This is a genomic window from Nostoc sp. FACHB-190 (genome assembly GCF_014696905.1).
Lineage (GTDB): Bacteria > Cyanobacteriota > Cyanobacteriia > Cyanobacteriales > Nostocaceae > Nostoc_B.
The window spans coordinates 1-14,278 of sequence record NZ_JACJQW010000031.1 but is presented as its reverse complement, the minus strand read 5'-3'; the positions used below and the strand labels follow the sequence as shown (position 1 = coordinate 14,278).

Sequence of the window (14,278 nt, the reverse complement as noted above, 5' to 3'; positions counted from 1 at the left end):
CGGCTACACTTAATAATTTCTACTGGTAGTAGATAGTCCTTCGACTATTAAAGATGGGGTATAACAAGAACCATTCCAATCCGCATCATTACCTAATTCTACGACTTGTTTGAGGGCTGTGTAAACATTACCCGCAACCATTGTGTCTTTCACACGGCCAGTAACTTGACCGTTCTGTACACGGTAGCCCAAATCAATATTGATGGAAAAGTCTCCTGAAATTCCCCCACTACCGCCTAACATTTGATCAACAATTAGACCATTATCTAATTTGCGAATTAAATCTCGTAGTGGAGTTGTACCAGGTTGAATCAAGAAATTAAACAACCCAGGGGAAGGATAGCTACCCAAACCGGGACGAAAACCATTACCAGTGGAACCGCTACCGAGTTGACGGCCTGTGGTGCGATCGCCATAAAAATGCTGTAATATACCATCTTTGACAAACACTAAAGCCTTTGTCGGTGTGCCTTCATCATCAAAAGGGCAACTGTAAGGGCCTGCTTCCGGGTCTTGATAAAGTGTCAAACTAGGTGCAACAACTTGTTTACCCATGCGTTCCGCCCAAGGGGAAGCCGCTTCTAAGACACGTTTCCCGTTTAAAGCAGCTTGGGCAGTTCCCCACAGCATATCAGCCGCTTTAGAAGTAAATAAAACCGGCACACGACCATTAGGCGGTGCAACATTTTCTTGCGCCCAGACTAGCCTCTGTAAAATTTGATAAGCTAACTTTTCTGGGTCTAGGGTATTGCGTTGAGTTTGACCATCGGAAACACTTAAAAAATCATCACCCCGCACCCATTCGGCTGACATATAACAGCTGAGGGTAGTATCGGTGTAGTGACAATCTAGACCTTGACTATTCACAAGTCTAGTAGTTTCCACATCACATTCCCAGTCACTATTACATAGTACATCTGGGTAAGTATTGCGAATAATGGCGATCGCTTCTTTGCCCCAGTTGACTAAAACTTCTATCGGTACACTTTTCCCCACATCTGGGTAAGCGGGCTTTGAGTTAGTCACTAACTCGATTGTTTCCGGTTGATTTAGTTCACTCAAAGCCAAAGCCCGTTCCACCATAGCCTGTGGTGACACATCACCATAAGCTACCGTCAGTCCAGGGCGACCATTGCGCCATAACCGCAGCGTTGTACCTTCAGATTGGCTGGTTTCTAGCTGTTTGAGTCGGTTAGCCTCAAAAAACACCGGACGAGAAAGCGAGTGCGACTGATACACCTCAGCTGCTTCCGCTCCCGATTTGATGGCTAGTTCCAGCAGCTGTTCTGCTAGTGTATCGTGTGAGAAATTTTCAGAACCCATGACCCTTGGTGAATTGTGGATTTCGGATTTTGAACTGCAAGCAAACGCAGATAATTATCCCAAATCATTGGTGCATATCCGCGCAAATCAGCAATTTGCTTTTGACAACGGAGATGGACGCAGATAATTATCCCAAATCATGGGCATCTATCAGCGTGCCATCAATGCAGAGAATTCCCCAAAAAATCATCGGTATGTATCAGTTTGTACTTAGAGGCTAGGGAGTAGGGAGTAGGGAGTAGGGAGTAGGGAGTAGGGAGTAGGGAGTAGGGGAAGAAGGAACAGAAAAAGGTAGGGATTTTTCCCTATATGCCGTTTTATCTTGGATTCCCTACTCCCCACTCACCACTCCCCATTCCCTCATTCACAGCAAATTCATCTCTTGTAACAGCCAAAACCCAGCAAAAGATTCTGCTTGAGGACTTGACTGTATACCAATAAAATGCACTCCATTGGCTTTTTGTTTCGCTTCGGCAAAACCTTGGGTTTCTGCTAAGATTTTGGGATTTTTGATATTTGCCAAAATCCAACTTTCCGTAGCACCAGTTTCTAAAATCAACCTTGTACCAGCACTATCATCAACTCTTAAAAACGCCAACTCTAAACCAGACATCCAGCCAGCTAAAGGTAAAGCCCTGGGTGAGAAAATTAAAACTCCCGGAATGCGCGTTTCTGGGGGTAATTGCGCCATTTCTAGGGGGAAAGCTTCACCAAAACCAACATCCCATTCTGGCATTTCTGCTAATTCCGCCGCCGATAAGCTGACAAACACCCATTGCTGTCCTTCTAAAGCATCAGGTAAACGCTGCGGTAAAGGGCTGTCTAAACGCACAGAAGGGTTAGTTCCGCCTTGATAACCCGGTTCTTGTGGGTAAACTTCTGCCATTCGCTGTTGTAGCCATTGGTTCAGCAACAAAGTGCGCCGACTGGGTTGGGCTGGAATACCCAAATCTTGGCAAGCTTTCGTAATCATATTGTTCATTTGGCGGCGGAAAAAGCGGACTTTTATAGGTGCTTCTCCGGCTTTGTCAATTGCTTCCTGCAATGCTGTCCGCAACCAGCCCGAATTGACTTGGGTGCTAGGACAATATTGAGCGTAGCGAAATAACGAATCTGTTTGCGTCCGAATATCCAAGGGACTTTCACAGATGACAACTTCCCAAACTTTTTTTTGATTTTCATCCAAAATTGGACGAGAGTAAAAATCGAGTTCCCAAATACTGCCCATGTTATGCCGTCAAAATCTGGCGAGTTTATATTTTGCTTATATCTTGATCATACGAGGCTTAGGGCAGTAAGGAGTATTGTGGTCTGATCAGTTGAGCTAACAAGATGAAGTTAAAGCGATCGCTCGGAAAAATTGTGATAACTTAACATTTTAGAAAATTATCCGTCAATAAATCTTGACTATAATTCGTCATTTTATCAGTAATATCACGGAAGGCTGAATTATCAAGCTAAAGCTATCTTGTACCGGAAATATACGGTCATTTCCGTGTATTGACTGATTCCTACAAAAATAGTCAAGGTACATCTATGAGTTTCACCACAACTAAGAACACTGCAATTAGTGAACTATTAAGAACGGAAAGTGCAAATAGAGATATTGACTGGCTTAAAGATAGTTTAAATGCAGCAATAGAACTAGAGTTAGCAACTTTACCGCCATATCTTTGCGCGTGGTGGTCAATTAAAGATGATCAAGAAACTGCTGCTAAGTTAATTCGTACTGTGCTGATGGAAGAAATGCTGCACATGGGATTAGTTGCTAATATGCTGACAACTATCGGTGGTACACCAAAAATTAATAGTGTTTTACCAAGCTATCCCGGTAATTTACCAGGAGGAGTCAGACCTCAGTTAACGGTATATTTAGCAGGTTTAAGTAAAACTTATTTAGACGAAGTTTGTAAGCAAATCGAATATCCTGAAAGTGGGCCGATTGCTTTTTTTGGTGGTGAAACTTATCCTACAATTGGCGCTTTTTATGATGCCATTCTAGTGGCTTTTCAAGAACTCAAACCAGCAATGTCTGGTGCTAATCAACTAACTGATGGTTCAGTCGGTGGACATCAGTTATATGCTATCAATACACTAGCTGATGTCGAAAAAGCGATTACAGAAATTAAGGTACAAGGAGAAGGAACTGCCCTATCCCCAGATGCAGAAGGATTTGGTGGTGAACTTGCCCATTATTACAAATTTGATGAGATTTCTCATGGTCGGAAATTAGAGCAAGTTGATGGTGTTTGGCGGTATTCTGGTGCAGTTATACCCTTCCCTGATACATACCCAATGGCACAAGTTCCTGAAGGTGGTTGGCAAAATCCATCCCCAGAAGTCAGCGCATTGTTAAATCAATTTAATAGTGCTTTTAAAGCAGTTTTAGATGAACTCGAACTAGCTTGGACTACTGGCAATCAAGATAAGCTGGGTAGTGCAATTGGATTGATGTTTAGTTTGAAAACACCTGCTATTCAACTTATGCAAATTCCTTTACCTGATGGTAGTGGTAATTATGGCCCAGATTTTCTAATTTATTAACATTGAGACATCAAAATCTGGTAACGCACAATTAAGGCATGATTTTCATTGGATGGGTGATAAAACCCATCCTGATTTTTTGAGACTTAACTCTGTAACCTATCACCTATCACCTGTAGGATTCATATTTGATTTGGGAAAAAAATCAGTACACCCAGAGCAGGCTTCTTTCCTACTCCCTGACTACACAGCTAGATTCAGGAATCAAACCATATTCCCATATCACCTGATATAACTAAATTCCTGCACCATCAAGAAAGTCTTCAATCACAGCATTGCTATTGACTTTACTGTTGTAGAGTATTTCGAGTTCGCTATGTACCGCAGTTGGTAATTCTAATGGTGACTGAGTTTCTAATTCTTCTAGCTGTTTTTCGAGATTTTTGACACGTTCAAATAGCGCCCGAATCGCTTCTGCTTCTACATCTCGAATTTTATTATGAGCTAACAGATCAACATTGATGTTATTTTGACGAGTCACTCTTCCGGGGACACCCACAACAGTAGTATTACTCGGCACATCACGTAAAACTACAGAACCGGCTCCGATACGGACGCGATCGCCTATAGTAATATTGCCTAAAACTTTTGCGCCAGCCCCCACCACTACATGACTACCTAATGTCGGGTGGCGTTTACCGCTTTCTTTACCAGTCCCACCCAGGGTAACACCTTGATAAATTAAAGCATAATCACCGATAATTGCTGTTTCACCAATTACTACACCCATACCGTGGTCGATAAATACTCCTTTACCAATCACTGCCCCTGGATGAATTTCTACGCCTGTAAAAAATCGGCTGAGATGGGATACAAACCGGGGAAAGAAAGGAACGTTTTTTTTATACAACCAATGTGCTAAACGATGCAAAATCAAGGCTTGGAATCCAGGATAGCAGAATAAAATCTCCAGCCAGTTACGGGCTGCGGGGTCGCGCTCATAAATTGTTTGCAAGTCAGTTAGTAACATAACTTTGTTGTGGTTGTTTTGAGTGGGAAATCACGAAACCAAAATAATTCCTGTGAAAGATGAACTCATTTGGAGGATTTTGTAGGATAATCTACGGTAAAACGATAGGCTTATAGTTATTAGTTCTTGATAAGTCGGATGCTAACACATTCGACAGCAAGACAAAATTAATTTCGCATAAAATGCGAAAAAGCAGTCGATAAACCGTAGTATTTTGATTGAGTACAAATCTTGAATAGCCAAAATTACGCTCTCCTGGATCTGTCTTCTAAAGTTGAATACGCACTCTTAGCACTTTTAGAACTGGCCAGCCACCACGAAAAAAAAGTACCTCTGACTATGGGCGAAATCACCTCTAAGCAACCTATACCTGAGCGATATTTAGAGCAAATTCTGACCAATTTGCGGCGTGCAGGTGTAGTTCAAAGTCAACGCGGCTCAAAAGGTGGTTTCCTCTTGGTTCGTGAACCTTGGCAAATTACGGTGTTGGAGATTGTCACTTTAGTAGAAGGCGAACGCAAAGAGAAAGAACAATCTGAGGCTCCCACATTAGAAAGGCGCTTAGTTCACGAAATTTGGGAACAAGCCAATGTGGCCTCGATGGAAGTGTTGAATCGCTACACTCTCCAAGACTTGTGTCAAGAAAGAGAAGCTCGTTTACAGCAGAGTCCGATGTATTACATCTAGAAAGTTTGAAATCTGAAGTCTGAAATTATTAACTATCCAGCTTTTAGCAAGATAATATCAACACCTAGGAGTCCTCTGATGCGAATAGCAAAAGATATTACCGAATTAATTGGACGAACACCTTTAGTGAGGTTGAATAAGATTCCCCAGGCTGAAGGGGCGGTTGCAGAGATTTTAGTGAAGCTAGAGAGTATGAATCCGGCTTCTTCTGTGAAAGACCGAATTGGCATCAGTATGATAACAGAAGCAGAAGCAGCAGGCTTAATTCACCCTGGTAAGACGACCTTAGTTGAGCCTACCTCTGGAAATACGGGCATTGCTTTAGCAATGGTGGCGGCGGCTAAGGGATACCATCTTATTTTAACGATGCCCGACACGATGAGCCAAGAACGAAGGGCAATGCTGCGGGCTTATGGCGCTCAACTAGAGTTAACGGCTGGCGTGGAAGGAATGCGCGGCGCGATCGCACGGGCTGAAGAAATTGTGGCTCAAACCTCTGATGCTTATATGTTGCAGCAATTCCGCAACCCAGCCAACCCCAAAATTCATGCCGAAACCACAGCCGAAGAAATTTGGGCGGATACCGAGGGGAAAGTAGATATTTTAGTGGCGGGAGTCGGTACTGGTGGGACAATTACTGGCGTTGCAGAAGTGATTAAACAACGCAAGCCCTCTTTTCAGGCGATCGCAGTTGAACCCAGCAACAGTCCCGTACTCATCGGCGGAAAACCAGGGCCACATAAAATTCAAGGTATCGGCCCTGGTTTTATCCCAGCAATTTTCCGTCTAGAACTGGTAGATGAAGTTATTCAAGTCACCGATGATCAAGCGATGGCCTATAGCCGACGTTTAGCCAAAGAAGAAGGGTTACTCTCTGGGATTTCTTCTGGCGCTGCTTTATATGCTGCGCTGGAAGTGGCAAAACGACCAGAAAACGCCGGACGCTTGATTGTTATGGTACAACCTAGCTTTGGCGAACGTTACCTCAGCACTCCCCTATTCAAACAACCGGATGATAGTGAATGGTGATATATATTAGGACTTACGCATAAAAACGCAAAATCAAGGGTTTTGGTGAGGGTGTAGAGATACAGGGTGTATGTATTACGCTACACACCCTTACACCCGATCTTGGTGCGTCAGTCCTGATACTATGTCTGGTCAAAGACTGATCATCAAGACGGTTCCGTAACCAATTATCATCACATCAATAGACTTCAGACTTCTATCAATCACCTTGAGGATAATCATTCCACAAAGTTGTAATTTCCCGTAAACTTTGGTGATTTCCATTACCTAAAATTAAATGATCTAGCAACGGAATACCTAATAATTGCGCTCCGGCTAATAATTGGCGTGTTAATTCTATATCTTCTTGGCTAGGTTCAACATTCCCAGAAGGATGGTTGTGGGCAACTATAGCGCGTGTTGCACCTTGACGAATGACTTCCCGAAAAATTTCCCGTGGCGAAGCTAAAGTTTCGGTCGCCGTACCAATGCTAATAACTTGTGTACCTAATAAACGGTTTTTAACATCTAATAACAATACAGCAAAATGTTCTTGCGCTTGCCACATCAAATCTTGACTGAGTGCAGCCGCAGCTGCCATTGGACTATCAATTGGTACACCATCTTGAGGACGTGATTGAAATGCACGTTTGCCTAATTCCACCGCCGCTAAAATAGTTGTGGCTTTTGCTGGGCCAATACCAGGAACTTGCATAAGTTCTGCTGGTGTGACTTCTCTTAAAACTGCTAATGGGTCACGTTGATGTTTGCCTAATTCTTGCAAAAGATATTGTCCTAAACCCACTGCTGAAAGTTTTCCCGGCCCTTGACCAGTACCTAAAAGAATTGCAATTAATTCCGCCGTTCCTAAAATTTTCGGGCCATAAGTCATCAAACGCTCACGCGGACGTTCATTTGTCGGGATATCAGCAATTCTTAGGCAATAGGTCATAGAAGCATTCAGAAAATAGTTACCGAGATGGAACTATTTTTATTTATCCCTTGTTTGCGCTCTAAATTATCTTAAGTTGGGAAAATCTTTAATTTTTCAAGAGAGGCTAGAGGGTAGGGAGTAGGGAGTGGAGAGTGGGGAATGGAGAAGAAGATGTTTGTTTCATCGGTGCTGGGTGTGCGCTGATACCAATTCACGCAATTACTGATACAAATCACCTTCTCTGAGCCTCTGCTTGCTTTGCGATCGCCGAGCGAAGTCGAGGCGCTGGTTGCATATCTGTATCATGTTTAAAGTGAAATGGTATGACACAGGCACTTTTAAGTAATACCAATTTGAAAAATGATTGCGACAAATGGGTTACTGAAAAGCTCACCAGTAAGCAATTTCCCAATCCAACATCTAAAATCCAAAATGTTATAACTCCGTCTTTCTCCTATTCCCGACTCCCTACTCACAATTCCCCTATTTCCCCTTACGCTCCTTCTACAGCCGCAACTACACCAAAAATCAGAAATAAGCATCCACCAATAAAGGTAAGTTGGCGTTCAGAAATGCGTCCGGCAATGAGTTTACCACCAAGAACTGCGATCGCAGCACAAATACTATGTCCTAAAACTGCTCCAACTGTTACCCCAATTGGGTTATTACCAGCAGCTAAAGCAATAGTAGCAATTTGTGTGCGATCGCCCCACTCTGCCATAAATGTTAGTAAAAAGGCTTCGGTGACAATTGCCCAAGGTGTTTTGCGTTTGGGTAACTGTGCATCTGCTTTTTTAACTGCGGCTTCTGCTTCTTCGACTACATCTGTATCACAACTAGCAGCAGTCATTTTACTTGCGTCGTACAACAACTTAATACCGAAGGCAATAAACAAAGCAATTTCAGCGTAATGAATGTAAACTTTTGGCAGCAATGATGCAGCTTGTCCAAAAACTACCGATAGGATAGTCATCGCTGCTAAGGCGGCTGTCACGCCAGCAAATACCAACCGCCGCGAATGGTGCATTGACAAAATCACAGCGATAAAAAAAGTTTTATCACCAAGCTCAGAAACGGTAATTAATAATAAACCTGCGGTAAAAGCTGTTAACACTCTTTCAAGCTCCTCAATCATTGTTAGCGATGTGAGCTTGAAGAGAGCCAAAAGACCTCACCAAGCTCACATCTTGTCTGTGAACTTAGTGAAGGTCTCGCTGTCAAATACTTAAATTTGATATCTGAACCAGGTTCATCACCAGTATGTTGATTCAGATAAACTGGCTTGATGCCAGTAGCTACTCCCCTTCGATTAAGTTAAGTATTACATCTCTCTCCCAATAGAGTCAAACAATTTTGGATTTTGGATTTACGATTTTGGATTGACTGCACCGATTCCGGGATGCAGCTTGTGGATTTTAAATTGATGATTTTGGATTTGTTCCACCCACAAGGGGCGGGGCATGAACCGAAATAATCTAAAATCTAAAATCTAAAATTGGCTCGGTCAATTCATTTATGTCTCAGAAAATTGACCTTCTGCTACTATTTCAGCCAGTACCTATTCCTACTACATCTCGTAACAAGCGACAATTAGGTTGAATTAACTTACCGGAACGCAGCACTGCAACGGGAATCAGTCTTTGTTTCGCTTTTAATGGTTGTGCTAAAGCATCAAAAAGTAAACAATCACTTTCTACTAACTTGAGAATTGTGATATCTGCAATCGAACCAACTTTTAAAGTGCCAATTTCTGCATCAGCTTTTAAAACACGGGCTGGGTTAATGGTGACAGCAGCGATCGCATCTGTTAAATTTAATCCCAATGCCATTAATTTAGAAATTCCGCCACACAAACTATAATTCAACGTTGAATCATCATGCAGGCTCTTGAAATTACCGTGAGCGTCACTGCTAATAGTGTAAGGAAATACGCCTTGCGCCATCATCCGCTTTGCCGTCTCAAAGCTAAATTTTAATCCATGTCCTAAATCTAATAAGATGCCTCGCTCAATTGCTGCATACAACCATTCTGGAACTTGAGTGCGCTTTCCCAGCAACCCATCTGGTTGACAACTGTAGCAGTGACCTAAAATATCTCCCGGTTTCATGTATGACAGGGCATTTTCTACTACCTTTTCGGGGTTTGGGCGATTAGTTTCATCTACTGGAAACAATTCTCCTGTGTGAACATATAAGGGTAAATTAGTGCGATCGCCTACTTCTCTGGCTAATTTTAGTACGTCCATTCCCCAACGTGATATTGAGCCGGAATCTGCGTGGACTTTAAAACCCCGCACAATTTGGGGATTTGCCTGCGCTACCTTAATCAAGGTTTCTATATCTATGTTTTCGGGACTTTCTAACCCTGAAACCGTGTCACCAATCGTTTGGGCTATGGCATGATTAACTAATAAAAAACTACGGACATCGGTTTGTGATTTCTCCCCAATATCTGATTTAAAGCCAGCAAATGTAAAAGGACTACTACTGCCTTGGTCAACAATTGTGGTTACACCAGCATTAATTCCTACATCATCGGCTGGCACTCCAAATGTTGTTTTCCATTCATAAACATGAACGTGTAAATCAATAAATCCAGGACAAATTAAATAATTACCTGCTGCAAATGTTAGCTGGGATTTATAAGTTTTTAACTGTTTGGTAATTGCCGCAATTTTACCATCACAGATAGCAATATCAAAACGACCATTCAGTGATTGACTGGGGTCAATCACCCAGCCATTGAGTAATACCAAATCGTAATATTTGAGGTGATTTTCCATAAAAGTTTACGAGGTTAAAATAACCCCGTATCTTGAAAAAAAGAAATTAATCATTAGGAAGTTCTGCTATTTCTTGCAACACATACAACAACTGATGAATTTCTTCAATGGTGTTGTAGTGTGCTAATCCAATTCGTAGTAAACCACCACTATTTTCTACACCTAACCTCTCTATTAAACCTAGCGCATAAAAATGACCATGCCATGTAAAAATACCGCGATCGCCTAATGCTTTGGCGATAGTTTCAGGGGTTTTATTCGCTAGTCTCACGCCTACTGTTGGTGTCCGCCAAGCAAAACGAGTCGAGTCAGTTATTCCATAGCAGCTTAACCCAGGAATTTCTAAGAGTCCAGCAATTAATTTATGACTTAGTTCCCGTTCGTATTGTTGGATAGCTGACATGGCTGTAAGTAAAGCCGCACGGCGACTGTGATAAGCCGATGTAATACTCGCTGGTTCTGATGATTTGAGAAAGCGGGGACAACTAAAGGTTTGTAACCCTTCTTTGTCGGCTGTAATTAAAGCTGTAACTAGTTCGTTATCAATTGCAGGTGAAACATGACAACCAAGTTTAGTTAAATAGTTAATTGCTGCAACTACCCCAGCTAAACCTTCATGATTCAAAGTTCCTGTTTCCCAGCGTGAGGGAACTTCGTCGGGTGCAGGTTTAACTTTATAGGGTTGCAAGCGTTCTAGATGTTCTCGTTTACCGTACAAAATCCCAATATGGGGGCCAAAAAATTTATAAGCAGAACAAGCTAAAAAGTCGCAATCTAAACTATGGACATTAATTGGTGCGTGGGGTGCATAGTGGACTGCATCGACAAATACCCAAGCACCAACACTGTGAGCTAAATTGGCGATCGCAGCAATATCATTAATCGTACCCACCGCGTTAGAAGCATAACTGACGGCGACTAATTTTGTTTTTGGGTTAATCAGCCGTTCTAGTTCATTCATGTCTAAGGTGCAGTCATCAACATTAATATCGACAACGCGGATAATTACACCTTTTTCTTCCAACGCATACCAAGAAGAAACATTGGCATAGTGATCTAGCCGCGTCACAATAATTTCATCACCTGGCTGCAATTCTCGACCGATCGCCCGGCTCAAACTAAAGGTGAGAGTGGTCATATTTGCACCAAATACCACCTCATCACTATCACATCCGAGAAAATCTGCGATCGCTGCACGAGCCGAGTTAATCGTCGCATCTGTACGCGCACTGGTGGCAAAATACCCATGAGCATTAGCATTTGACCTCACCAGATAGTCATTCATTGCATCTAATACCGCCCCCGGTACTTGCGTTCCACCTGGCCCATCGAAAAAAATCGCAGGTTGATTATTGATTTTTTGTGTTAGTGCGGGAAACTGGCTACGTATCCATTTCAAGTCAAGCGGTTCCATAGCAGACTCCTAAATTAATCATGTTTTACTTATATAGGACTTACGCAATAACCCTCTCAAATCCTCTTAACTTCGTGTCCTACCCTGCGGGAAGCCGCTATCGCGTCTATGCGTTCTTTGCGGTTCGTTTTTTCATGATTTTGCGTAAGTCCTGTTATATTTAGTTCGCGCCGCAGTTTTTTAAAATACCTTCTATAATATTTCCCCTAACTTTGATTCAGCTAGAATACCTCAGCAAAAAAATATACTCGGCTCTCAGGTTCAAGATAACTATTAATTCCGTAAAAAGTGTTTCTGCTTAAATGTAGTTAATAATATTTAATTATTGGTAAGAATACAAAATACAGGAATAGTAGTTGTCAGATTTTAATAACTACTATTCCTAGAATATTAAAATTTATATCCCGGAAAAGCCTGATTGATGCTTCAAGAGTCATATTTGTAAATCCTGAATGCGCTCTCTTGCTAAGTTAAAAGTACATTTGCCTGAAATTTTAATAGCAAAATTACCTATTAATTTATTTCGCTACAATTATTATAGTTACTGTTGAAAATTACTGAATCAGTCTAATAGTTGATATGGTCATACGTTTTCCTATAATTGCAGCTACTTTTATGGCTGCTAGTATTAGCATCGGTACACTTTTAGGCGCTGCCACCCCGGCTTCAGCCCAAGAGGTTATAACTTGTTCTAGCCGAGATAATCAGAGAAATACTTGTTCTGTACCCGGTAGAGGTAGAGTGAGATTTATAAGACAATTATCTAACGCTAGTTGTCGAGACAATTGGGGCTACCGAGGAAATCGGATCTGGGTACGAAATGGTTGCCGCGCTGAGTTTGCAGTAGGTAATGGCAGAAATGGTAGGTATGACAGAGACGATAGATATAACCGAAATGGTAGGTATGACAGAGGCGATAGATATAACCGAAATGGCAGGTATGACAGAGATGATAGATATGACAGAAATGACCGTTATGACAGAGACAATAGATATGACAGAAATGACCGTTATGACAGAGATGATAGATATTACAGATAGTTAACTGTGAGTAGAAAATATTCACTACTATCTGAAAAATACTACTTTTAGCAGATGGCGATCGCTGTGGAAAATACATCACTCAATTTAGGCGATCGCTTTTATTTTTACCCCCTATTAAACCTGATTGACTCAATCATTAATCTAGAGGCTGGTACATTGAAGGCGCGAATGTACAGGTATTCAGGTATCTCAGTAATGGTGCTTTTAGTGGGGGAGTATTTGACTGATAGCTTATGATTGGAGAGAAACTCCAGTACGTATATCAGGTCAGATTCGATGCAATCAAGCCAGGTAAAGCAAAAATTTCAGGCTTTGTGGACTGCCTTAGTTTTACTCAGTGTATTTTTTTGTGTGGAATTGAGTGCAGGAATTTGGAGCCACAGTCTGTCTCTATTAGCAGATGCTGAACACATTCTCTCGGATGTCGCAGCGTTGGGTTTAGCACTAGTAGCTTCCTGGCTATCTCAATCTATATCGAAGCACAATGTATTGGGACGCTACCGATTAGATATTTTGGCAGCCTTGGTCAACGGGATTAGTTTAGCTTGTATTGCTGGCTGGATTGTTAAAGAGGCTTTGGAAAGATTGCAATCTCCAGATGTGGAGATTCTCGGTATACCAATGTTGACTACAGCCTTGATTGGCTTGGGGATTAACAGTTTTAATGCTTTGTATCTACATGGATGCAGTCATCAAGACTTGAATATTCGAGGTGCCTTTCTGCATCTGCTGGCTGATGTTGCTAGTTCCGTTGGTGCGGTGTTAGCTGCGATCGCAGTTATCTGGCTAAATTGGACATGGGCGGATGGAGTTATCAGTTTATTAGTAGCTGCGCTAATCGCTATTTTTGCAGCGTATTTAGTCATTCAAAGTATAAAATGCTTGCGCGGTCAAATTACTGATATTACTAATGCTGCTTGTATGTGCAGTTTACCAGCCGAAGAATGTAGCGATCGCACCCAAGCAGAGAAAATTTTATTTCCATCTCTCGAAGAGATGATTCGATAGATTTGTATTAAGTTAGAACTTACGCACAAAGATTGTCTGTGGAGACTGGGTGAAAGGGTTTGAGGGTATAAGGGTTTTGGATAAGTACACCCCCATACCCTTGATTTTTCGTTTTACTGCGTAAGTCTTATAAGTCAATACAGTTCATACCATTTTGGATTTTAGATTTTAGATTTTGGATTGGGTAAGGGTTGATCGGTAAGCTTTTGAGTCATCCATCTGCCGCAATCATTTTTTAATTTGGTATCAGTTACGACAACAACTTAGACTGGTGTAGGTTGGGTGGAGGAACGGAACCCAACATTCACGCATACTTTGTTGGGTTACGCGATCGCTACACCCAACCTACTATTCTCTTAACTAGGTATCAGAGCTTTCTACAGGCTAAGTTAAAAATTTTTCCTCAGATTACTTTACAAAACGCAATGTTTACCTTTAAGATATGTAACAACAGGTAAAAACACCTGAAACATACATAACAAAAGCAATCATAAAGACATGACAGCAACCTTACAACAGCGCAAAAGCGCCAACGTATGGGAGCAGTTCTGCAACTGGATCAC

General features: G+C 41.8%; 14 protein-coding genes. 7 read left to right on the top strand and 7 right to left on the bottom strand.

From position 1 onward, the window contains the following. Positions 1–9: 9 nt before the first annotated feature. Positions 10–1,323 carry a TldD/PmbA family protein gene (locus tag H6G28_RS26525; protein WP_190593058.1) on the bottom strand — a complete coding sequence of 438 codons (1,314 nt, stop codon included), beginning with the start codon at positions 1,321–1,323 and terminating at the stop codon, positions 10–12. Between H6G28_RS26525 and H6G28_RS37480 the strand changes: the two genes are divergently transcribed. Next, positions 1,322–1,450 (top strand): hypothetical protein, encoded by a 129-nt coding sequence (locus H6G28_RS37480; protein WP_256364362.1) that lies wholly within the window; start codon positions 1,322–1,324, stop codon positions 1,448–1,450. The two genes, H6G28_RS26525 and H6G28_RS37480, sit on opposite strands and share 2 nt — an antisense overlap. 237 nt (positions 1,451–1,687) lie before the next feature. On the opposite strand, the gene H6G28_RS26520 is transcribed toward H6G28_RS37480, so the two are convergent. Then, positions 1,688–2,551 carry a Tab2/Atab2 family RNA-binding protein gene (locus H6G28_RS26520; protein WP_190675458.1) on the bottom strand — a complete coding sequence of 288 codons (864 nt, stop codon included), beginning with the start codon at positions 2,549–2,551 and terminating at the stop codon, positions 1,688–1,690. A gap of 308 nt (positions 2,552–2,859) precedes the next feature. On the opposite strand from H6G28_RS26520, the gene H6G28_RS26515 reads away from it, so the two are divergent. Next, on the top strand, positions 2,860–3,867 hold the full coding sequence (locus H6G28_RS26515) for a ferritin-like domain-containing protein (RefSeq protein WP_190593056.1): 1,008 nt from the start codon (positions 2,860–2,862) through the stop codon (positions 3,865–3,867). Between the two features lie 235 nt (positions 3,868–4,102). On the opposite strand, the gene cysE is transcribed toward H6G28_RS26515, so the two are convergent. After that, complete coding sequence (gene cysE / locus H6G28_RS26510) at positions 4,103–4,837, bottom strand: serine O-acetyltransferase (protein ID WP_190593055.1); 735 nt, start codon at positions 4,835–4,837, stop codon at positions 4,103–4,105. 231 nt (positions 4,838–5,068) lie between these two features. Between cysE and H6G28_RS26505 the strand changes: the two genes are divergently transcribed. Both H6G28_RS26505 and cysK read left to right on the top strand, forming a co-directional pair. Beyond that, positions 5,069–5,524, top strand: coding sequence for an RrF2 family transcriptional regulator (locus H6G28_RS26505; protein WP_190593054.1), 456 nt, complete (start codon positions 5,069–5,071; stop codon positions 5,522–5,524). Positions 5,525–5,602: 78 nt separating this feature from the next. Continuing rightward, the gene (cysK, locus tag H6G28_RS26500; RefSeq protein WP_190593053.1) at positions 5,603–6,553 is read left to right on the top strand and encodes a cysteine synthase A; all 951 of its coding nucleotides are present in this window, start codon (positions 5,603–5,605) and stop codon (positions 6,551–6,553) included. 199 nt (positions 6,554–6,752) lie between these two features. Here the strand turns inward: cysK and radC are convergent, their stop codons facing one another. The 4 genes from radC to H6G28_RS26480 form a co-directional block, all read right to left on the bottom strand. Next, a complete protein-coding gene (gene radC, locus H6G28_RS26495; RefSeq protein WP_062289059.1) occupies positions 6,753–7,484 on the bottom strand; it encodes a RadC family protein in 732 nt (243 codons plus the stop codon). A gap of 475 nt (positions 7,485–7,959) precedes the next feature. Beyond that, positions 7,960–8,580, bottom strand: a complete 621-nt coding sequence (locus tag H6G28_RS26490; protein WP_190593105.1) for a TMEM165/GDT1 family protein — start codon at positions 8,578–8,580, stop codon at positions 7,960–7,962. 433 nt (positions 8,581–9,013) lie between these two features. Next, entirely contained in the window at positions 9,014–10,249 is a 1,236-nt protein-coding gene (locus H6G28_RS26485) for an amidohydrolase/deacetylase family metallohydrolase (RefSeq protein WP_190675456.1), read from the bottom strand. A 46-nt stretch (positions 10,250–10,295) separates the two neighbouring features. Continuing rightward, entirely contained in the window at positions 10,296–11,663 is a 1,368-nt protein-coding gene (locus H6G28_RS26480; protein ID WP_190675454.1) for a cysteine desulfurase-like protein, read from the bottom strand. A gap of 579 nt (positions 11,664–12,242) precedes the next feature. On the opposite strand from H6G28_RS26480, the gene H6G28_RS26475 reads away from it, so the two are divergent. The 3 genes from H6G28_RS26475 to H6G28_RS26465 are packed head-to-tail and all read left to right on the top strand — an operon-like array spanning position 12,243 to position 13,715. Then, entirely contained in the window at positions 12,243–12,704 is a 462-nt protein-coding gene (locus H6G28_RS26475) for a DUF3011 domain-containing protein (protein WP_190593050.1), read from the top strand. Positions 12,705–12,758: 54 nt separating this feature from the next. Next, positions 12,759–12,944, top strand: a complete 186-nt coding sequence (locus H6G28_RS26470; protein WP_190675452.1) for a hypothetical protein — start codon at positions 12,759–12,761, stop codon at positions 12,942–12,944. 39 nt (positions 12,945–12,983) lie between these two features. Then, positions 12,984–13,715, top strand: a complete 732-nt coding sequence (locus tag H6G28_RS26465) for a cation diffusion facilitator family transporter (RefSeq protein ID WP_190675450.1) — start codon at positions 12,984–12,986, stop codon at positions 13,713–13,715. The last annotated feature ends 563 nt before the right edge of the window (positions 13,716–14,278 follow it).